We start from the raw sequence: 17438 nt of genomic DNA on the forward strand, positions 1-17438 counted from the left end.
CGACTTGAGTCAAGGGGCTGCCAGGGTGGCGCGGTCTCGGGCTTTGTAGACCGCGTCGGTCAGACTGGCAAGGTCATACGGCCCGCGGTGCACGCGGCCATTGACGAAGAACGTCGGAGTACCCGCGACCCCGCTGAGATCGGCGGACTCAACGTCCTCGGCCACCTGCGCGGCACCCCGGTGGGCGCGCAGGTCGTTTTCGAAGCGGTGCACGTCCAAGGCCAGCTGACCGGCGTAGCGCAGGAGATCCTCCACCCGCAGATCTCCCTGGTGGGCCAGGAGGACGTCGTGCATTTCCCAGAAGGCGTCTTGGCGTGCCGCCACCTCGGTGGCCTCGGCCGCGAGTTGGGCGTGGGGGTGTACGTCGTTCAGTGGAAGGTGCCGCCAGACGTAGCTGACATCTCCGGCGCCGGCGAGAAGCTGGCGCAGTACCGTCTCGGTCTGGCCGCAGTAGGGGCATTCGAAATCGCCGTATTCGACTACGGAAACCAAGGCATTGCGGGGGCCTCGCACGTGGTCACGCTCCCAGTCCACTGGTACGGCGAGGTCGGTGACGCCTTGGCCCGTACCCAGCAGGGCACGGGTGCGTGTGCCCTGGGGCAGGGCGTGGACCAGGGTGGTGATCATCCAGGTGAGAGCCAGGGAGACGGGTACTGTCGCGAGAATACCGATCTTGGCCTGGGTGAGTTGTTCGCCGCTGAAGGCGAGGGCCGCGATCAAGAGTGACACCGTGAACCCGACACCGGCCGCGCTTCCACCTGCAAGGACGGCGCCCCAGCCCACTTGGGGGCGCAGGTGCCCCCGGCTCAGCCGGGTGGTCAGCAGCTCGGCGATGGTGATGCCCAGCGGTTTGCCGACGACATAGGCGACGACGATGCCCAGCGCGATCGGAGAGGCAAGGCTGTCGACGAGACCGCTCAAGGGCACGTGGATACCGGCGTTGGCAAGAGCGAACAGGGGAACAATGACGTAGCTCGACCACGGATGGTAGAGCCGTTCAAGACGCTCGTTGGGAGATATCGCCGTCGCCAGCCCCTGGCGCAGGGAACGCTCCAGTTCGGGGGTGGGCTGCTCCCGGAAGAGCCGAAACAGCCCCGTGGTGCGTTCCAGATCGCTGCGTGACGCCGGATACGCGTAGGTGATCAGGCCGAACATCAGACCCGTGACGACCGGGTCGATGCCGGATTCGAGCAGGGCCACCCATACGACGGCGGCAAGGACGGCGTAGGGCGCCCCGTGACGAACCCCAGCCCTGCGCAGGAGCAGCACCACCGCAAACGTGGCTATTGCGACCAGCAGCGCCGGCCAGGAGAGGTGACCGCTGTAGACGAGGGCGATGACACCGAGAGCGACGAAGTCATCGACGACGGACACCGTCAGCAAGAAGGCACGCAGAGTGCCTGGGAGCCGATCACCCAGGAGCGCCAGGGTCCCCAGGACGAAGGCGGTGTCGGTGGACATGGCCGTACCCCACCCGTGTCCGGCATCGTGCCCGGCGGCGAAGGCCACGAAGATCGCGACGGGAATGAGCATGCCCATGATTCCTGCGACGAGGGGGAGTGTCAGGCGGTGGCGCTGGCGCAGCTCACCCATGTCGAACTCCCGGCGTGCCTCCAGACCAACTACGAAGAAGAACAGCGCCATAAGGCCGCTGTTGATCCACTCGCGCAGTTCCAGCTCGACACCGGCAGAGCCGACGCGGACGGACAGCACCGTGGCCCAGGTGTGTTCGTACACCGCCGGGGCCGCGCCGGCCCACACCAACGCGGCGAGCGCTGCAGCCACCAGAACGACAGCGCTGCCCGTCTCGGTGCGCAGGAAGTCCCGCAGAGGAGTCCGCATGGCATCCGAGCAGACAGTCTGTACGGCTCGCCGCGAACGTTTGCCAGGGATCTTGGAAGTCATGTCTTGTGCTCACCAATGTCAGACGCGTGGTGCGCGGGTCCTTCCAGAATCTGTCAGTCGGCAGCGTCGTGCCCGCTTAGCAAACCGGCAGACAGCAAGCCACGGGCGCGGCGGACCAATCGCCCGCCCCCCACCTCATCCCGTTGCTCCATGCACCCAGTCGTTTACGCGGTGCCACTTGGAGCTTCCGTCTGAGCTCGACCGATCCACGCGTTGCCGAGAGGTATGAACCGGCGGGTGAGAGCCCGACGGCATCGACCGGGGCCTCGGCCTTTTCCCTCGACTCAGCCGACCAGGCCGTGTGCGCCGTCAGTTCTCCGACGGGATTCGCGCGGCGATCTCCCTTGCCAGCCGATCCGCCTGCACCGACATGCTCCCGCCCTCCTGCGTGACCGCCACCAGCAGCGCGAGCAGATCGTGCGCCTCCTCCAGCGTCAGCTCAGCCAGACGCTGCGCCGTGTCCGCGAGCGGCGCAAACAGGGTGGAGTCCCCATCGAGCGGGTCGTAGTCGTCCATGATCTTGGCAGCGTACCCACCAGGCCCAAGGTCACGCCCAACCCCGGGTTCGCCCCCCACCAAAAGCACGCGAGGCTCCGGCCGGGATGGTCCCGGCCGGAGTCTCGCAAAAAAGAGTGTGGCCCCTCACCGGATGTTCCCGAACTCCCACGGCCAGCAGGCCAGGCCGCGGAAGGAGCTCACCGTGCCCGTTGTCCCCGCAGCCACTGCAGGGGCAGCTGCGCAGCCCCGCGGCACGCGGTGCGTGGCAAGGGGGCATGGAGGCATGGGGGCATGGGGGCATGGGGGCAGCAGTCCGCCCAGAGCATGCAGTTCCGGGCGCGCCGCCGTGCAGAGGGGCTGGTGCGACTGCGATCCCCGGCCGGTGATCCCCGGTCGCTGGCCGGGGTGCGGGTCAGTGGCGGTGGCCGCGGCGGCCGTATCCCCAGGACTCGTCGTCGACCAAGCAGCCGTGGTCGTTGCGCAGGGTCGCGGTGTCGCGGTCATGGGTCCACACGTACGCGCGGCGGTCCTGGTACAGGTCACTTCGGGTGTCGCGGCCCTCACCGGTGTCGATACGGACCGTGGCGCGGCCGGCCAGGCGGTAGCCGTCGAAGGTGTAGGTGCGGCCGGACTCGTCCTCAGACGTCATCTCATTTGGCTGGGTAAGCTGTCGGTTGTGGTGGGGATCGTTGAGCGGCTGGTGCCGGACGAGTTGTGGGAGCTGTTCCAGAGAGTGGTGCCGGAGGCGCCGTCGCGGCCTCAGGGTGGTGGCCGGCGTCGGCACGGCGACCGGGAAGTGCTGGCCGCGATCGTCTTCGTGGCGACCTCGGGCTGCACGTGGCAGCAGCTGCCGTCCGCGTCGTTCGGTCCCTCCGGGGCGACTGCCCACCGAAGGTTCACCGAATGGTCGAAGGCCCGGGTGTGGGCGAAGCTCCACCGCCTGCTCCTGGACGAACTCGGCTCCCGCGGCGAACTGGACTGGTCCCGCTGCGCGATTGACTCGGTGAACATGCGGGCCCTGAAAAAGGGGAGCTGACAGGCCCGAATCCTGCCGATCGAGGCAAGTACGGCTCGGAGATCCACCTGCTCACCGAGCGGACCGGCCTGCCCCTGTCCGTGGGGATCTCGGGAGCGAACCTCCACGACAGCCAGGCACTGATGCCACTGGTGACGGGGATACCGCCGATCCGCTCCCGGCGCGGACCCCGCAGGGGCAGACCGGGCAAGCTCCACGCCGACTAGGTATACGACTACGACCACCTGTGGCGATGGTTACGCAGCCGAGGCAGCCGCCATCGCATCGCCCGCAAAGGCATCGAGTCCTCGGCCCGGCTGGGCCGCCACTGCTGGACCATCGAACGCACGATGTCCTGGATCGCCGGATGCCGCAGACCGCACCGCCGCTACGAGCGCGAAGCCCAGCACTTCCTGACCTTCACCAGCATCGCCTGCACCCTCATCTGCTACCGCAGACTCGCCAAATGAGATGAGGTCTCAGAGACACGAACCGAGGGCACGACTTCCCTCATTCGCGACAGCCACGATCCACCGGAATCCCCGAAGCAATCACCCACCCATCCACGCATCAGGGGTTGACATGCAGCGCTGCGCAACACAGCCTTTGGCAACGTTGTCATTCCGGCTTGGTACAGGATTGCGGTGCGGGCGGCTAGCACCGTTTTTTGATGGGACGTCACACATGCCAGATCAGTCGGGTCCGTCGCGCCATCCGTCGCGTCGGACCGTCATCACCACGGGTACGAGCCTGCTGGCCGGATTCGGCCTCAATTCGGCACTGCCCGTTTCGACCGCCGCTGCCGCCCCCACCAGCGCACCAGTCCACCCCTCCGCCGTCGGCGAACTGGCCCTCTACAGGCCCGTCTCGGTCTCCTCGACCGCCTACGCCGCCACACCCGGTTCCTTCGTGGTCGACCGCCTCTCCTCCCCCCGCGTCCGGGGCAGCGGCTGGCGTGCCGAGGACGGCGACCCGCAGTGGATAGCCGTCGACCTCCAGGCTGCCTGCGACGTCAACCGGGTCAGCCTGACTTTCGAAGCAGCCGCCTCCGACCCGGTGTACACGCCGCCCACCACGGGCAACGTGCACAGCGGCACCACGGGTGACGAGATCCAGTCGAGCTACTCGCTGGTCTTCGTGGTCGAGACGTCCCTGGACGGCAAGTCCTGGACCACCGTGCACCGCACCACGGCGGGAACCGGCGGCGTCGTGGACATCCAGTTCCCCAGCCCCATGTCGGCGCGCTGGGTGCGTATGACCTCCCAAAAGCGCTCCAGTCCGCTGCCCCTCGGTCTGAACGGTTTCGAGGTCTACGGCATCGCCAGGGGCGAACGCCCCGCTGTCACCGGTTGGACCGACTGGGGCACTCGGCACGGCGAGGCGCCCAGGCTGGCGATCGCCGATGACGGGACCGTCCCCGTGGAGTCGGGCTGGCGGCTCACCATGGACGACTGGGCGGGCGCGGACGGCGCAGGTCTGTCGAAGACGTCCGTCGACACCAGCACATGGCTGCCCGCGACCGTTCCTGGCACCGTGCTCGGCTCGCTTGTGGAGCAGGGCAAACTGCCTGACCCGGTGGCGGGCTTGAACAATCTGCGCATCCCGGAGGCGCTGTCGCGCCACTCTTGGTGGTACAAGCGGGACTTCGCGCTGCCGCGCGACCTGCGCACGGGCGCGGGCCGCCACGTCTGGCTGGAGTTCGACGGCGTCAACCACAGGGCCGAGGTGTGGCTCAACGGCGAGCGGGTGGGCGATCTGACTTACCCGTTCGCCCGTGCCGCGTTCGACGTCACCCGGCAGCTCGCGCCGAGCGGCGACAACGCACTCGCGGTGAAGATCGCGCCGATGCCGGTCCCCGGCAGCCCCGGTGACAAGGGTCCGCTGGGCGAGTCGTGGGTGGACGCCGGCGCGCTGCAGATGAACCTCAACTCCCCCACCTACCTGGCGTCCTCGGGATGGGATTGGATGCCGGCCGTCCGTGACCGCGCGGCGGGCATCTGGAACCACGTCCGACTGCGGTCGACCGGGCACATCGTACTCGGCGACCCGCGTGTGGACACCGTGCTGTCCGCGCTGCCGGACGTGTCGGTGGCCGAGGTGACCGTGGTCGTACCGATCCGCAACGCCGACATCGCCGACCGTGAGGCGACGGTCACCGCGTCCTTCGGCGACGTGCGCATCTCGAAGACCGTCAACGTGAAAGCGGGTGAGAGCATCGATGTCGTCTTCGCTCCCGACGCCTTCCGACAGTTGAAGCTGCGCGACCCCAAGCTGTGGTGGCCGAATGGTCTGGGCGACCCCAATCTGCACGACCTCACGCTCACCGCGTCGGTGGGCGGTCAGGAGAGCGACCGGCGCACCACTCGCTTCGGTATCCGTCAGTTCGGCTACGAGTACGAAGTGCCGCTCGCGTTCACCTCCTCCGGTGACTCCTACACGCAGACTGTGGCCTTCGATCGGCAGCACGCCCGGTACGTCCGCATCAGATGCCTGACCCGGGCGACCTCCTGGGGCAGCTCCCTGTGGACCCTGTCCGTGGGCGACAGCACACGGCCTGGCACCGACCTCGCGCTGCATGCGGCAGCAGAGGCGTCCAGCACCGATCAGGCCGGCCACGGCGCGGCCAACGTCACCGACGGCGACGCAGGCACCCGTTGGTCCTCCGCGTTCGAGGATGACCAGTGGATCCGCATCGACCTTGGCTCCCCCCAGTCCTTCGACCGGGTCGACCTCACCTGGGAACAGGCGTACGCCAAGGCCTTCGTGGTCCAGGTCTCCTCGGACGACTCGGACTGGACCGACGTGAAGTCGGTGGACAACGGCGCCGTGCCACTGCCGTTCAACAACGGCAATGCCAGCCTCCAGGTCGAGGACTTCGACCAACAGACCGCGCGCTACGTCCGTCTCAACTGCGGCTTGCGCAACAGCAGTTGGGGAAACTCGTTGTGGTCCTTCGGCGTCGTCGACCGGGGTGACCCCGGCACCGATCTCGCTCTGCGGCAGCAGGCCACCGCGTCCACCGAGGAGTCCGGCCACCCGGCTTCGCACGCCACCGACGGCGACCCGAGTACCCGCTGGTCCTCCGCCTACGAGGACCACCAGTGGATCCAGGTGGATCTCGGGTCTGCACGGAAGTTCGACCGTGTCGCCGTCGTCTGGGAGACCGCGTACCCGAAGACGTACACGATCCAGGTGTCCGACGACGGCGAGAAGTGGACCGACGTCAAGTCCGTATCGAACACACCGGATCCGCTGAAGATCAGCGTCAACGGTGTGCGCGTGCTGGCCCGCGGCGGCAACTGGGGCTGGGACGAACTGCTGCGCCGGATGCCGGCGGAGCGCATGGACGCGGCCGTGCGCATGCACCGCGACATGAACTTCACCATGATCCGCAACTGGGTCGGCAGCAGCGACCGAGAGGAGTTCTTCGCCGCCTGCGACCGGCACGGCATCCTGGTGTGGAACGACTTCCCCAACGCGTGGGGCATGGACCCGCCGGACCACGCGGCGTTCAACTCGCTCGCCCGCGACACCGTGCTGCGCTACCGCATCCATCCGAGCGTGGTGGTCTGGTGCGGAGCCAACGAGGGCAACCCTCCGGCCGCCATAGACAAGGGAATGCGCGAGGCAGTGCAGCAGCAGGTGCCCGGCCTGCTGTACCAGAACAACTCAGCCGGCGGGATCATCACGGGCGGGGGCCCCTACGGCTGGGTGGAGCCGGAGAAGTACTTCGACCCCATGACGTACGGCAGCCGTGACTTCGGCTTCCACACCGAGATCGGCATGCCCGTAGTCTCCACCGCCGCCAGCATGCGCAACCTCGTGGGCGACGAGCCGGAGTGGCCCATCAAGGGCGCGTGGTACTACCACGACTGGAGCGAACGCGGGAACCAGGCTCCGCAGAACTACAAGGCGGCCATCGAGGCCCGCCTCGACGCGGCTGGCGACCTGGACGACTTCGCCCGCAAGGCGCAGTTCGTCAACTACGAGAACACCCGCGCCATGTTCGAGGCGTGGAACGCCAACCTGTGGGACAACGCGTCCGGCCTGATGCTGTGGATGTCCCACCCTGCATGGCACAGCACGGTCTGGCAGACGTACGACTACGACTTCGACGTCAACGGCACCTATTACGGCGCCCGTTCGGCCTGCGAGCCGCTGCATGTGCAGGCCGATCCAGTCGAGTGGCAGGTCATCGCGGTGAACCACACTGCGGCCGACCTGCACGGAGCCACCGTCACCGCGCAGCTGTTCGACTTGTCCGGCCGCCAGCTCGGCGGGACCAGGACGGACCGCGTGGACGTGTCGCGGGCGGACACCACCAAGGCGTTCACTGTCGCGTGGAGGGACGATCTTCCGGACCTGCACCTGCTGCGGCTGACCCTGGAGGACTCCCGCGGCAAGCATCTGTCACGGAACACCTACTGGCGCTACCGCAACCCCTCGGACCTGCGAGCCCTCAACAAGGCGAAGGCGGTGAAGCTGACCGGCGCGATCACACAGATGTCGCGCTCCGGGCACCGCCAGGAGCTGACGGCGATCGTCCGCAACCATGGCTCGGCGGTCGCCGCCATGGTCCGGCTGTCACTGCTGGAGGACACTCACGGCCGCCGGGTGCTGCCCACGCTGTACAGCGACAACTATCTCTGGCTGCTGCCCGGCGAGTCCCGCACAGTGCAACTGTCCTGGCCGGACGGTGCGTGCTCGTCACGGCACCCAGTGCTGACGGCCGAGGCGTACAACAGCCCTGTCACGACGCTGCGCGGCTGACCCGCGCCGTGTCCCCGGCCCGGCCACCCAGGCCCGGGCCGGGGACCCGGCATCATCCGTCGGTCAGGGGCTGTTCCGTCCAGACGGTCGTCCCGGCCGACGGCTGCTACACCGGCCACCTCACCGACTGGACCACCCAGCACCTCGCCTCGTCCTCGACATCGTCCGCCGCCACGAGAACGTCGGGGTTTCCAGGCGCTTCCCCGCCACTGGCTCGTCGAGTGGTCCTTTGCCTGGCTCCTGCGCAGCCGGCGCCTGGTCCGGGACTACGAACGACGCGCCGACACGAGCGAAGCCGTCATCCGCTGGTCGATGATCGCCCTGATGAACCGCCGCCTGGCCGCACGACCGCATCCGCCCGCAGTCCTGTCGGCAGGGCATCAGGGTCACCGCGACCACCGGTCCGGCCTTCGTCGTGTCGCAGGGCAGCGACCCGCTGCTGCGCCGCTGCCGCACGGCCCGCACGACGGGCAACGGCCTGCTGGTCACCGAACGGGGGCGCGGCGCCTACGAGGACTGCTGGCTGGACTCCTCCCAGGCGCCCGCGCTGCGGGTGGCCAGCTCCGGCCTCGCTGACGGTGCGGGACTGCGCCGCCCCGGCCGCTCTGCTGCTGGAGGAGGAGTCCAGCGCCGAGCTCGACCGGGTGGAGGTGGTCGACGCCGCGGGCGCCGGGATCCGGATCGCGACCGGCGCCAACCCGATGATCCGCCGCGCCCGGATCAGCGGTGCGGGCGGCAACGGCGTCGAGGTCGTCAAGGACGGCCGGGGCCGGCTGGAGGACAGCGAGAGGCACCCGTCTCAGGCGCCCCCTGAACCTGGCCCACCAGGTGCTGGCCGGGCGGTGTGCAGAGGGGAATGTCTGGGTCCCTACCCACCGGTCCCTACCCACCGACGGCCGGGAGGCACTGCCCTACGGGCACCCCGGACTGGGCTGGTACCTCGCCTCCCAGCTCATCCGCCGCCTCCGCCCTCCTGCACCACCACGGCCTCCCCGCTGCGTAGACCGGGCAGCATCAACCCCGGCGCCTGGGCCACCACCGAGCCGCGCCGCTTCAGGTGCTGGTCGGCCGAGAGCCCCGGCTGTCGCCCCCCCCATGCCCCCTACCGTCGGGCGAGTGCCTGCTCGCTCGGATCCCGCCTGTCCGCGTTCCTGGGCGGGTGCGTCAACTGGCATCGGCCCGGCCACTACCTTGAGGGCGTGCGCTTCCGCCGCTGGCGAGTCGCATGAGATCGGTGGTGAAGTCGACGTCGTCCAGGGACCGTTGCGCCCGTGTGGCGTTGCCGCCGAACTGGTGGTCGTAGCCGCTCCAGTTGCTGTCGGCGATCTGCCGGCCGGCTCCGCTGCGCAGCATGACGGAGAGCTCCTGTGCGGCTCGGGCGATGCGCTTGCCGAGGTCGGTCGAAGCCCAGTCCTCGGGTGCGGCGTACAGGGAGGTGGGTACCGGGATGGTGCGTAGGAACCCGAACAGCGGCCGGAGCTGGTCGTCGACGACCATGGCGTGTCGTGCGCTTCCGCCCGTCGCGGCGAGAACGACCGGTTTGGCGATGAGCAGGTCGTTGTCGATCAGGTCCGCGAACGACTTGAACAGGCCGCTGATCCCCGCCTTGTAGACGGGGGTGGCGGCGATGACCGCGTCGGCCCGGGCGAGCAGCTCCATGGCCGACTGCACCTTCGGGTTCAGCATGCCGGAGACGATGCTCTGCGCGATCTCCGTGGCGAGGGGACCTAGGTCGAGTGAGCGCACGGTGGCTGTCGTGCCCAACGCTCCGAGGGTGTCGACCGTCTTCTGGGCTATGCGGTCGGCGAGCAGCCGGGTCGAGGACGGATCGCTGACACCGGCGTTGACGACGGTGATCGTCAGCGAGGTCGCGGCGCGGATGGGGGCGTTCATGCGGTGTCCCTCGTGGGTGCTTTCGTGCGGTGGGCTGCAGAGGCCGGGGCCGCGTCGAGCAGTGCGCGGCCGATCTCACGCAGCGTCTCCAGTTGTTCGCGGGTCAGGGCCCGGGTCATCGCGGCCGTGACGTGCCGGGCATGTGCGCGGCCGAGGCGCTGTTGCACGTCACGGCCTTCGGCGGTGAGAACGATGCGGCAGGCGCGGGCGTCGTCGGGATCGGGCCGCCGTTCGACGAGCCCCCGCTTCTCCAGGCGGGCGACGAGGCGGGACACCCCCGCCTGGGTGAGCAGAGCGTCGTCGATCAGGTCGGTGATCCGCAGGCCGTCCTTCGCTCCTGCCAGCGCGTAGAGCACGCCGTACTCGCGCGGCGGGAAGTCACCCCAGTCGCCCTCGTACTCGAACTCTCGCGCGAGGGTCGCCTGGGCCCGGAACATCGCCTCCCAGGCCTCGTTCGCCAGTCGGCTGACGCCGGCCATCAGAACGCCGCCGGGAAGCTGGCTTTGTTGGCCGGGTCACTGTCCTGGTACGGCGAGGTGCCCGACAGGTTGTCACCTCGGTTCGGGTTCGGGCGCGGCTGACGCGGTTCGGCATCGCCGTACTTCGCCTTGACCAGGGAAGCGTGCGTCGGGGCGTTGGGGACACCGGGCTTACGGCGGGCCGCCATCTCCTTGCGCAGCACCGGCACCACCTCGGTGCCCAGCAGTTCGACCTGCTCCAGCGCCATGTCGACCGGCAGGCCGAGGGCGTCGACCGAGAAGAGCTGGCGCTGGTAGTCCCCGAAGCCTTCCCGGAAGGTGAGGACCTTCTCGATCACTTCCTGGGGGCTGCCGACGGTCAGCGGCGTGCCCGCCATGAAGTCCTCCAGCTTCGAGCCGCGGAACATCGGATAGTTCTCGAAGTAGGGCCGATAGGTGGTGACCGCGTCCTGGGAACGCTTGGCGACGAACGCCTGGCCGCCCAGTCCGACGATGGCCTGCTCGGCGGTGCCGTGGCCGTAGTGCTCATAGCGTCGCCGGTAGAGCTCGACGATCGGCTTGAAGTGGAAGTTCGGGGCCAGGATGTGGTTGGCGAAGAACCCGTTGCCGTAGTAGGCCGCCTGTTCGGCGGTCTCAGGGCTGCGGATCGAGCCGTGCCACACGAACGGCGGGACGTCGTCCAGCGGGCGCGGGGTGGAGGTGAAGCCCTGCAGCAGGGTGCGGAACTGTCCTTCCCAGTCGACCACGTCCTCGCGCCACAGCCGGTGGAGCAGGTTGTAGTTCTCCAGGGCGAGGGGGACACCCTGGCGGATGTCCTTGCCGAACCACGGATACACGGGCACGGTGTTCCCGCGTCCCAGCATCAGGTCCAGCCGCCCCTTGGCGACGTGCTGCACCATCGCGTAGTCCTCGGCGATCTTCACCGGGTCATTGGTCGTGATCAGGGTCACCGCGGTGCTCAGGATGATCCGTTCCGTCAGCGCCGCGATGTGGGCGAGCAGCGCCGGCGGCGAGGACATCACGAACGGTGGATTGTGGTGCTCGCCCAGTGCGAAGACATCGAGGCCCACCTCGTCTGCCCGCCGGGCGATCTTGATCAGGTTACTGATCCGCTCCGCCTCGCTCTGGGTACGTCCCGTGGTCGGGTCGGGCGAGATGTCACCGACCCCGAAGATGCCGAACTGCATGATGTGCTCCCTGCTGATACATGACTTCGCATGCAAATCAAACAACATGACTGAGCATGTATTCCCCGGGGGTCGACCAGCAGCGCTGTGATGCCTGTCATAGCTCGTACGACGAATCGGACGCCGACGGCAGCCATCGGGCGGGGCGGCCCGGATCGGCAGTGGAGCGGTGACCGGGGAGAGGGACGACGGCGAGGCGGACGAAGGCTGCGCACACCGACAGCACGGGCACGAGAACGGGCAGCAGTGGCCCTCAGACCTGCGCCCGGTGTCGGTGGCAACGTCATGGCCGTCACCAGCCCGACGGGTCGCACCACCCACCTCGCACTCGGCTCCGCGGGATTCACCGACGCGACCCCGCCCACCCACCGCTGGCCGACCGGCGCCCCCGCCACCTCCCACCGCCGCGAACGCGCCACCCGCCGGCAGCCCCAGCAACAGCGGCCGGCACCCAGCCGGGCCGGCCTGCGCCCCTGACTTTCCCGCAGCCCCGTGTTGCCCCTACCCCGTGTTGCCCCTACCGGCCCACACCTTCACCGCGCGCTCCACGAGCGGGGGGACCGACTCGGTGAAGAACACCATGCCGGCCGGGCCCTCCCTGTCGGACTCCCGTGAGACACGAGGACGATCGAGGCCTCTGTTGTCGGTGGCGCGAGAACAGGATCTCTCGAACGTGACGCTGGGCAGCGCCGGCCTTGAGGCCGGTGTGGCCGACGACGGGGCCGTGGGTAAGAAGAAGCACGGTGTGCTGCCGGCCGCCGACCACGACGAGAACGAGGACCTGGTCGGCGCCGCCGAAGCAGCCCAGATCCCCGGCTCAAGGGACCGACGAACTCCCGGCGGGCCAGACGCCGCACGATGGCCGGCACAAAGAGGCCAGCCACCCCTCCTCGGGCAGTGCGGCCTCGCGCCGATGGTCGGCGGCTCCTTACTCTCCCCCGTCGGCGGAATGGAGCTGGAAGCCGACGACAACGCAACCAACCTGTCCGTCATCGGTGCGGCCGATCCAGACGGGGTAGGACCCGCCGGCCCGACCGGCACGGAAAGCGATGAGGTTCGGCTCGAGCCCCGCGCCGGGCAGTTCGACGCTGAAATGGCTGTCGCGGGGCATGAGCAGGTCCTCGTCCAACTGGTCTTCGATCGCCGTCCGAGTCGCATCCACGAAAGCCGCTGTGCCGGTATCCACGCCAACCCCATAGAACTGACCCTCGCCGAGCAGCCCCAGGTCCTCGTCGGGCCGGAGGGCCATCTCCCACTCGCGGGGCTGGATGTCCAGGAACGTCACCCTGGCCGCGGCGACGCCGGCCCCGCGTGCCGTGCGCAAAAGCGACAGCGTGACCGGGAACGCGCCCGGCGGCACAGCGACGGTCCGCGGGGTCTCTCCGATCCAGCCGGGGTCCGAGACCGCCAGCTGCCCTGACGTGATCTCCGGCGCGCCGAACCGCTCGCGGACCTCCTCGCCCCACAGCACGCTCTGGGTGCCCTCGTGCTTGACCAGGCCCGGGTTGATGCCGCGCTTGAAGCCGCCCGGCAGCGGCTTGCCGTCCCGGTAAGGCAGGAAGTCCAGCGGGCCGGCGCCGCCGGCCGCGTGGACGACACAGTCGGACAGGAACGCGACCGGGACTGGACGTAACGGGCCGCAGCACAACAGGTCGCACGCCAACAGTGTTCTGGCCGCCGGCTGCTGGGCGCGTTCGGGTCGAAGGCGGCTTCGCGATCCTGAAGCGTGGCGGTCCTCTCCAAGCGGCGCCACCGCTGTGCTGTGTGTCCTGCTTGTGCGCGCCAGAGCCTGCAACCAACACGTTCGAAAGTGGCGAAGGTTCACAGTCGGGGAGGTACGTCGCCGCCGATGAGTGTGATCAACTGGGCCAGGAGGGCGTCGAGTTCGCGGCCGACCTCGGCGATCTGTGGGTTGTCGTAGCCGGCGAGCAGCAGGCTGGGCTGGTCGACGGCGAGTTTGGTGTCGCCGTCGGGGTCCGCGTAGAGCACGGTGTGCAGTGGTGCGTACAGCATGGCCGACGGGTCGTGGCGGAACATGCGTTCGGCGATGGTGTGGTTGCCCATCGAGTACTGGGTGGCCTTCCACAGGGACGTCGAGCCGGCCATCAGGGCGGTGATGTCGCTGCGGTGGTAGCGCATGAACCCGTAGGGGGCGTTGATCTCGGCGAGCTCGTGTGTGGCCTGCCAGGAGGCCATCTGGTAGAAGCGCTGGAGATCGGCCTCGGGGACGAGGGTCTCGTAGTGCTCGATCGCCGCGTCGTAGGGACGCGGGAGCGTCACGACAAGCCGACGGGCGGGGTGGTCGATGAAGATGCTGTCCATGGTCATGGCCGTGCCTGTTCGTCGTCGGTGCGGACGAGTTCGACATCGTGGATGTCGACGGTGATGGAGGGGTAGTTGAGGTTGACGGTGTTGTCGGGGTTGCGGCGGAACATGCGTCGGCGTGTCGGCACGAGCAGCCCGTCGAAGTTGCGGAAGCGGCCGGTGTAGTGGCCGACGAGGAAACTGTTGTTGACCTCGGCGACGTAATCCATGCGGCGTTGCCTGCCGAAAGCGTCGAAGTAGAACACGTGGTTGGGGCTGTGTGCGGCGATCTCGGGTGGGAAGCGCACCTGCAGGCGTCGCCAGGTCTGGCCGGCCTCGTGCCACGGTTCGATCTCGCGGGCCTGCACGCCTGGATAGGTGAAGAGGAACGGGGTGGTGAGGTAGTTCCAGAGCGCGTAGCCCAGGAAGTAGCCGAGGTGCGGAGCGTCCCAGGTGCTGTTGCGCAGCATTCCCTTGAAGCCGGCGCGTGCGGGGGCGAGGGTCTCGACCGGTTCGCCTTCGAGGGTCTGCACGGTGACGCTGTCGGCAGCTGCGTCGAAGACCATCTGCCAGTCGGGGCGGGTGAACGGGCTGAATACGATGTGCTCTCTGGCCGTGTCGACCGTCACGGTCTGCCTGAACGTCGTGCCCGGTGGCCAGCCCTTCATCCCCCAGACCGGGCCGCCGATGGAGACGTCGGCCTTCAGGCCGCGCAGGGTGGTCCAGAGTTCTTGGCCACCGGCGGTGGCGATTGCCAGATCGAGGAGTTCAGTACTCATGGGATGGGTTCTTTCCGTAGCGATGCGCATGATGGTCAGCAACTCGAATGGGTCTTCGCCATCTTCGAACGTGCTGGTCGGGGACTCCGGCGCCTGGCGGCCTTGTCCCGCCGTAGCCGCTTAGGCGCCAGCGTCGGCTGGACCGCTTCCTGCCTGTCGTCCTTGTCCCGGCCGTCTTCGAAGAGGTCGCCGGACGGCGAACGATGCCGGAAAGCCGTGTACGGAGAATTGCAAGCACGGTTTGAAACGGCGGGGACTGGAAACTAAGCATCAGTCACCGCGCCAGTCCCCGACCTTACTGATCCCGGTCGGCCGACGGATTCCGTCGCAATTCAGTGGGACTGCGACGGGAGCCACTGACCGCGGGACAGGTCGTGGTCGAGCAGTCGGTCGCTGACATCGCCCTTGTAGAAGAGGTCCGATCCGAACTCGTCACCGAAGTGCTCCGCCAGCAAGGACGAGAACAGCAGGGCGGCTGACTGCGGCCGGTGGTTCATGACCAACTGACTGGTCTCGCCCGCCTCGTTGAAGTACACAACGACGAAGTTGTAAATCTCGATTCCGCCCGGACGGTAGACCTCGCTGCCACGGATGGTGGAGCGGTAGTCCTCCAGGAAGAGCTCGCCGCGCTTGCCGAAGAAGCGGAAGTCCTGGAAAGCGTAGTTGCTTCGAGCGAAGCTCAGCAGCTTCCCTACCTTTTCCTTGCCGATCACTTCACCGTTGGCGAAATTACCCTGGAGGATGACGTCGTCGGCGAGATTGTCGAGCCACTCCGGGTAGTAGTCCAGGTGCGGCGCCTGGTTCTTCAGCTTGCCGGTGGGCTCGTTCGGTGTGGTCATAGCAGTCGTCTCCTCGTTCCTAGATTTAATTCGACACGTTTCCGAGCTCGGGACGCCCGGAGGTTTTTGACATTCACCAGCGCAGCGCATCTTCGGCCAATTGTCAGCTCCCCTCGTCCGAACGAGAAATCCTCGTTCGAATCAGAGCGGTGAAGATTCCGTCGCGAGAGATGGCGAGCGCCTCGGCGACCAGCCTGTTGATCGTGGCGGTCACCTTGCGCTTGTCCTCCAGTTTCGATGTGGCCGCCACCAAGCATTCCGGCTCCGCGCAGTTCCTCCGTTGAAAAGAATCGGTGACCGCAACGGTTGCTGTCCAACGAAAGTCTGAGACTGCACTTATCTCACTGAGAGATAAGTGGGGCTCTCTGAGGGATACTGGGAGGGTGGAACTGCGCCAGCTCGAGCACTTCGTCGCCGTCGCCGAGGAAGCGAACTTCACCCGTGCCGCCGCACGGCTGCACGTCGTCCAGTCCGCGGTCTCCACCACGATCAAGAACCTCGAGCGAGAACTCGGCACACCGCTGCTGGAACGCACCACCAAACGCGTGCTGCTCACCGATGCCGGTGCCGCCCTGCTCCCGCGCGCCCATGCCGCTCTCGACGCCGCCCGGGAAGCCGCAGACGCGGTGGCCGAGGTTCGCGGAGGACTGCGCGGCACCCTGCGGCTGGGAACGATGACCACGGTGGGGCTCATCGACTTTCCTGCGCTCCTCAGTGAATTCCACCGGCGTCATCCCGGTGTGCTCCTGCAGACCAGCGCCGCCGCCTCCGGCTCCCAGGGCCTGATCGACGCCCTCCTCGAACGGCGGCTCGACCTCGCCTTCGTCTCCCTGCCCGGACCGCACCCGACCGGCATCACGCTGACCGCCCTCGTCACCTCGGTGCTCGACCTGGTCGTACCGGCCGACCATCCGCTCGCGAAACGCCGCAGCTTGCCGATCACCGAACTGGACGGCCTGGACTTCGTCGACTTCCCCGTGAGCTATGGCATCCGGACTGTTGCCGATCAGGCCTTCGCTGCCGCCTCCGTGACCCGTCGCGTCGCCCTTGAGATCACCGATGTCCCCACCGGCGTGGCCTACGTCCGCAACGGCCTGGGCGTGGCGCTATTGCCTCGGCCCGCCCTCACCAAGGCGCAGGACGTCGCCACGCTGACCATCGACGATGCCGACCTGGACTGGCCGTTTTCCCTGGCCGTTCCGTCCGACCGCACGCCCAGTCGTGCGGCGCGCGCCCTGACCGCGATAACGCACGAGTTCCTCATCTGGCGAGGATGAGCATCGCCTCGGAGTGTTCAACCCGGGTTTTGTAGTCGCACATGGTTGACCTTGTGAACGATCCGGATGTCTTGCGAGCGCGTAGGTATTGGGGAAAGCGCTGAGGGCTAGTAGTACATGGTCGATGTAGCGGCTTTGGGCAGGGGCTCCCATGGAGCGAGAGATCGGGGCCCATAAAATGGCCGCGAATCGGGCTGGTTCCTTAGAGCCTGCCGATCATTAACGTGTCGTCTTGATCTTGTGGTTGGGGTCATTGCTGAGAGCGGCGACCCTGGCTTGAAGGGTTGCCAGGAGGGCCGGTGGGGTGGCGGTCGGCGAGATGGTGATGCTCTGCGTTTCGAGCAGTCGTCTGATCTTCAGCAGGGTGCGGTGCATGGCGGTGCGGCTGCTGTTGAAAAGCACGGCGAGGGGCTCCGCGGCCAGGTTGACGTGCAGGTGGAGCATGGTGGCCAGGACCTGGTCGTCGAAGGTGAGCCGGGGCGGGCGGCCGCG

The 17438-nt window shown here is 67.9% G+C and carries 16 protein-coding genes and 2 pseudogenes; 6 read left to right on the forward strand and 12 right to left on the reverse strand.

Translation table 11 applies throughout. The features are described 5' to 3' along the window. Window positions 1-9: 9 nt before the first annotated feature. From nhaA to ACZ7OY_RS43765, 3 genes are all read right to left on the reverse strand, one after another. The gene (gene nhaA, locus ACZ7OY_RS43755) at window positions 10-1905 is read right to left on the reverse strand and encodes a Na+/H+ antiporter NhaA (protein WP_472251070.1); all 1896 of its coding nucleotides are present in this window, start codon (window positions 1903-1905) and stop codon (window positions 10-12) included. 309 nt (window positions 1906-2214) lie between these two features. After that, window positions 2215-2421 carry a DUF6417 family protein gene (locus ACZ7OY_RS43760; protein ID WP_152889150.1) on the reverse strand — a complete coding sequence of 69 codons (207 nt, stop codon included), beginning with the start codon at window positions 2419-2421 and terminating at the stop codon, window positions 2215-2217. A gap of 394 nt (window positions 2422-2815) precedes the next feature. Beyond that, window positions 2816-3052, reverse strand: a complete 237-nt coding sequence (locus tag ACZ7OY_RS43765) for a lamin tail domain-containing protein (RefSeq protein ID WP_472251071.1) — start codon at window positions 3050-3052, stop codon at window positions 2816-2818. 27 nt (window positions 3053-3079) lie between these two features. Here ACZ7OY_RS43765 and ACZ7OY_RS43770 point away from each other — a divergent pair. The 3 genes and pseudogenes from ACZ7OY_RS43770 (at window position 3080) to ACZ7OY_RS43780 (ending at window position 8764) form a co-directional block, all read left to right on the forward strand. Continuing rightward, window positions 3080-3888, forward strand: a pseudogene (locus ACZ7OY_RS43770) (IS5 family transposase). Window positions 3889-4102: 214 nt separating this feature from the next. Then, on the forward strand, window positions 4103-8188 hold the full coding sequence (locus tag ACZ7OY_RS43775) for a discoidin domain-containing protein (RefSeq protein WP_472251072.1): 4086 nt from the start codon (window positions 4103-4105) through the stop codon (window positions 8186-8188). Window positions 8189-8242: 54 nt separating this feature from the next. After that, window positions 8243-8764, forward strand: a complete 522-nt coding sequence (locus tag ACZ7OY_RS43780; protein ID WP_472251084.1) for a transposase — start codon at window positions 8243-8245, stop codon at window positions 8762-8764. 588 nt (window positions 8765-9352) lie between these two features. Here ACZ7OY_RS43780 and ACZ7OY_RS43785 read toward each other — a convergent pair. Genes ACZ7OY_RS43785 through ACZ7OY_RS43795 form a run of 3 tightly spaced genes read right to left on the reverse strand, consistent with a single transcriptional unit; the run spans window position 9353 to window position 11747 of the window. Continuing rightward, a complete protein-coding gene (locus ACZ7OY_RS43785; protein ID WP_472251073.1) occupies window positions 9353-10081 on the reverse strand; it encodes a CE1759 family FMN reductase in 729 nt (242 codons plus the stop codon). Continuing rightward, the gene (locus ACZ7OY_RS43790) at window positions 10078-10560 is read right to left on the reverse strand and encodes a MarR family winged helix-turn-helix transcriptional regulator (protein ID WP_472251074.1); all 483 of its coding nucleotides are present in this window, start codon (window positions 10558-10560) and stop codon (window positions 10078-10080) included. Before ACZ7OY_RS43790 ends, ACZ7OY_RS43785 begins: the two co-directional genes overlap by 4 nt. Further along, window positions 10560-11747, reverse strand: a complete 1188-nt coding sequence (locus tag ACZ7OY_RS43795; RefSeq protein ID WP_472251075.1) for a CE1758 family FMN-dependent luciferase-like monooxygenase — start codon at window positions 11745-11747, stop codon at window positions 10560-10562. Before ACZ7OY_RS43795 ends, ACZ7OY_RS43790 begins: the two co-directional genes overlap by 1 nt. 285 nt (window positions 11748-12032) lie before the next feature. Here ACZ7OY_RS43795 and ACZ7OY_RS43800 point away from each other — a divergent pair, with 285 nt between their 5' ends. Continuing rightward, window positions 12033-12224 (forward strand): hypothetical protein, encoded by a 192-nt coding sequence (locus ACZ7OY_RS43800; protein ID WP_472251076.1) that lies wholly within the window; start codon window positions 12033-12035, stop codon window positions 12222-12224. A 451-nt stretch (window positions 12225-12675) separates the two neighbouring features. Here ACZ7OY_RS43800 and ACZ7OY_RS43805 read toward each other — a convergent pair whose 3' ends face one another. The 5 genes and pseudogenes from ACZ7OY_RS43805 to ACZ7OY_RS43825 all read right to left on the reverse strand — a co-directional run bounded on the left by ACZ7OY_RS43805 (window position 12676) and on the right by ACZ7OY_RS43825 (window position 15669). Then, a complete protein-coding gene (locus tag ACZ7OY_RS43805; protein WP_472251085.1) occupies window positions 12676-13173 on the reverse strand; it encodes a DUF4241 domain-containing protein in 498 nt (165 codons plus the stop codon). Beyond that, window positions 13171-13368: pseudogene (locus tag ACZ7OY_RS43810) on the reverse strand (hypothetical protein); the annotation flags it as partial. The gene ACZ7OY_RS43805 and the pseudogene ACZ7OY_RS43810, both read right to left, overlap by 3 nt. A 200-nt stretch (window positions 13369-13568) precedes the next feature. Beyond that, window positions 13569-14075 (reverse strand): DUF302 domain-containing protein, encoded by a 507-nt coding sequence (locus ACZ7OY_RS43815; RefSeq protein WP_472251077.1) that lies wholly within the window; start codon window positions 14073-14075, stop codon window positions 13569-13571. Beyond that, window positions 14072-14830 (reverse strand): hypothetical protein, encoded by a 759-nt coding sequence (locus ACZ7OY_RS43820; protein ID WP_472251078.1) that lies wholly within the window; start codon window positions 14828-14830, stop codon window positions 14072-14074. The genes ACZ7OY_RS43815 and ACZ7OY_RS43820 overlap by 4 nt, the downstream gene beginning before the upstream one ends. Before the next feature lie 332 nt (window positions 14831-15162). Further along, window positions 15163-15669, reverse strand: a complete 507-nt coding sequence (locus ACZ7OY_RS43825) for a hypothetical protein (protein ID WP_472251079.1) — start codon at window positions 15667-15669, stop codon at window positions 15163-15165. A gap of 149 nt (window positions 15670-15818) precedes the next feature. On the opposite strand from ACZ7OY_RS43825, the gene ACZ7OY_RS43830 reads away from it, so the two are divergent. Both ACZ7OY_RS43830 and ACZ7OY_RS43835 read left to right on the forward strand, forming a co-directional pair. Beyond that, window positions 15819-15953 carry a hypothetical protein gene (locus ACZ7OY_RS43830; RefSeq protein ID WP_472251080.1) on the forward strand — a complete coding sequence of 45 codons (135 nt, stop codon included), beginning with the start codon at window positions 15819-15821 and terminating at the stop codon, window positions 15951-15953. 99 nt (window positions 15954-16052) lie between these two features. Beyond that, window positions 16053-16946 (forward strand): LysR family transcriptional regulator, encoded by an 894-nt coding sequence (locus ACZ7OY_RS43835; RefSeq protein ID WP_472251081.1) that lies wholly within the window; start codon window positions 16053-16055, stop codon window positions 16944-16946. A 219-nt stretch (window positions 16947-17165) separates the two neighbouring features. Here ACZ7OY_RS43835 and ACZ7OY_RS43840 read toward each other — a convergent pair. Beyond that, window positions 17166-17438, reverse strand: a 273-nt coding sequence (locus tag ACZ7OY_RS43840) for a transposase family protein (RefSeq protein WP_472251082.1), incomplete at its 5' end; no start/stop codon positions are given.

It is taken from the genome of Streptomyces sp. NPDC107559, assembly GCF_055657365.1.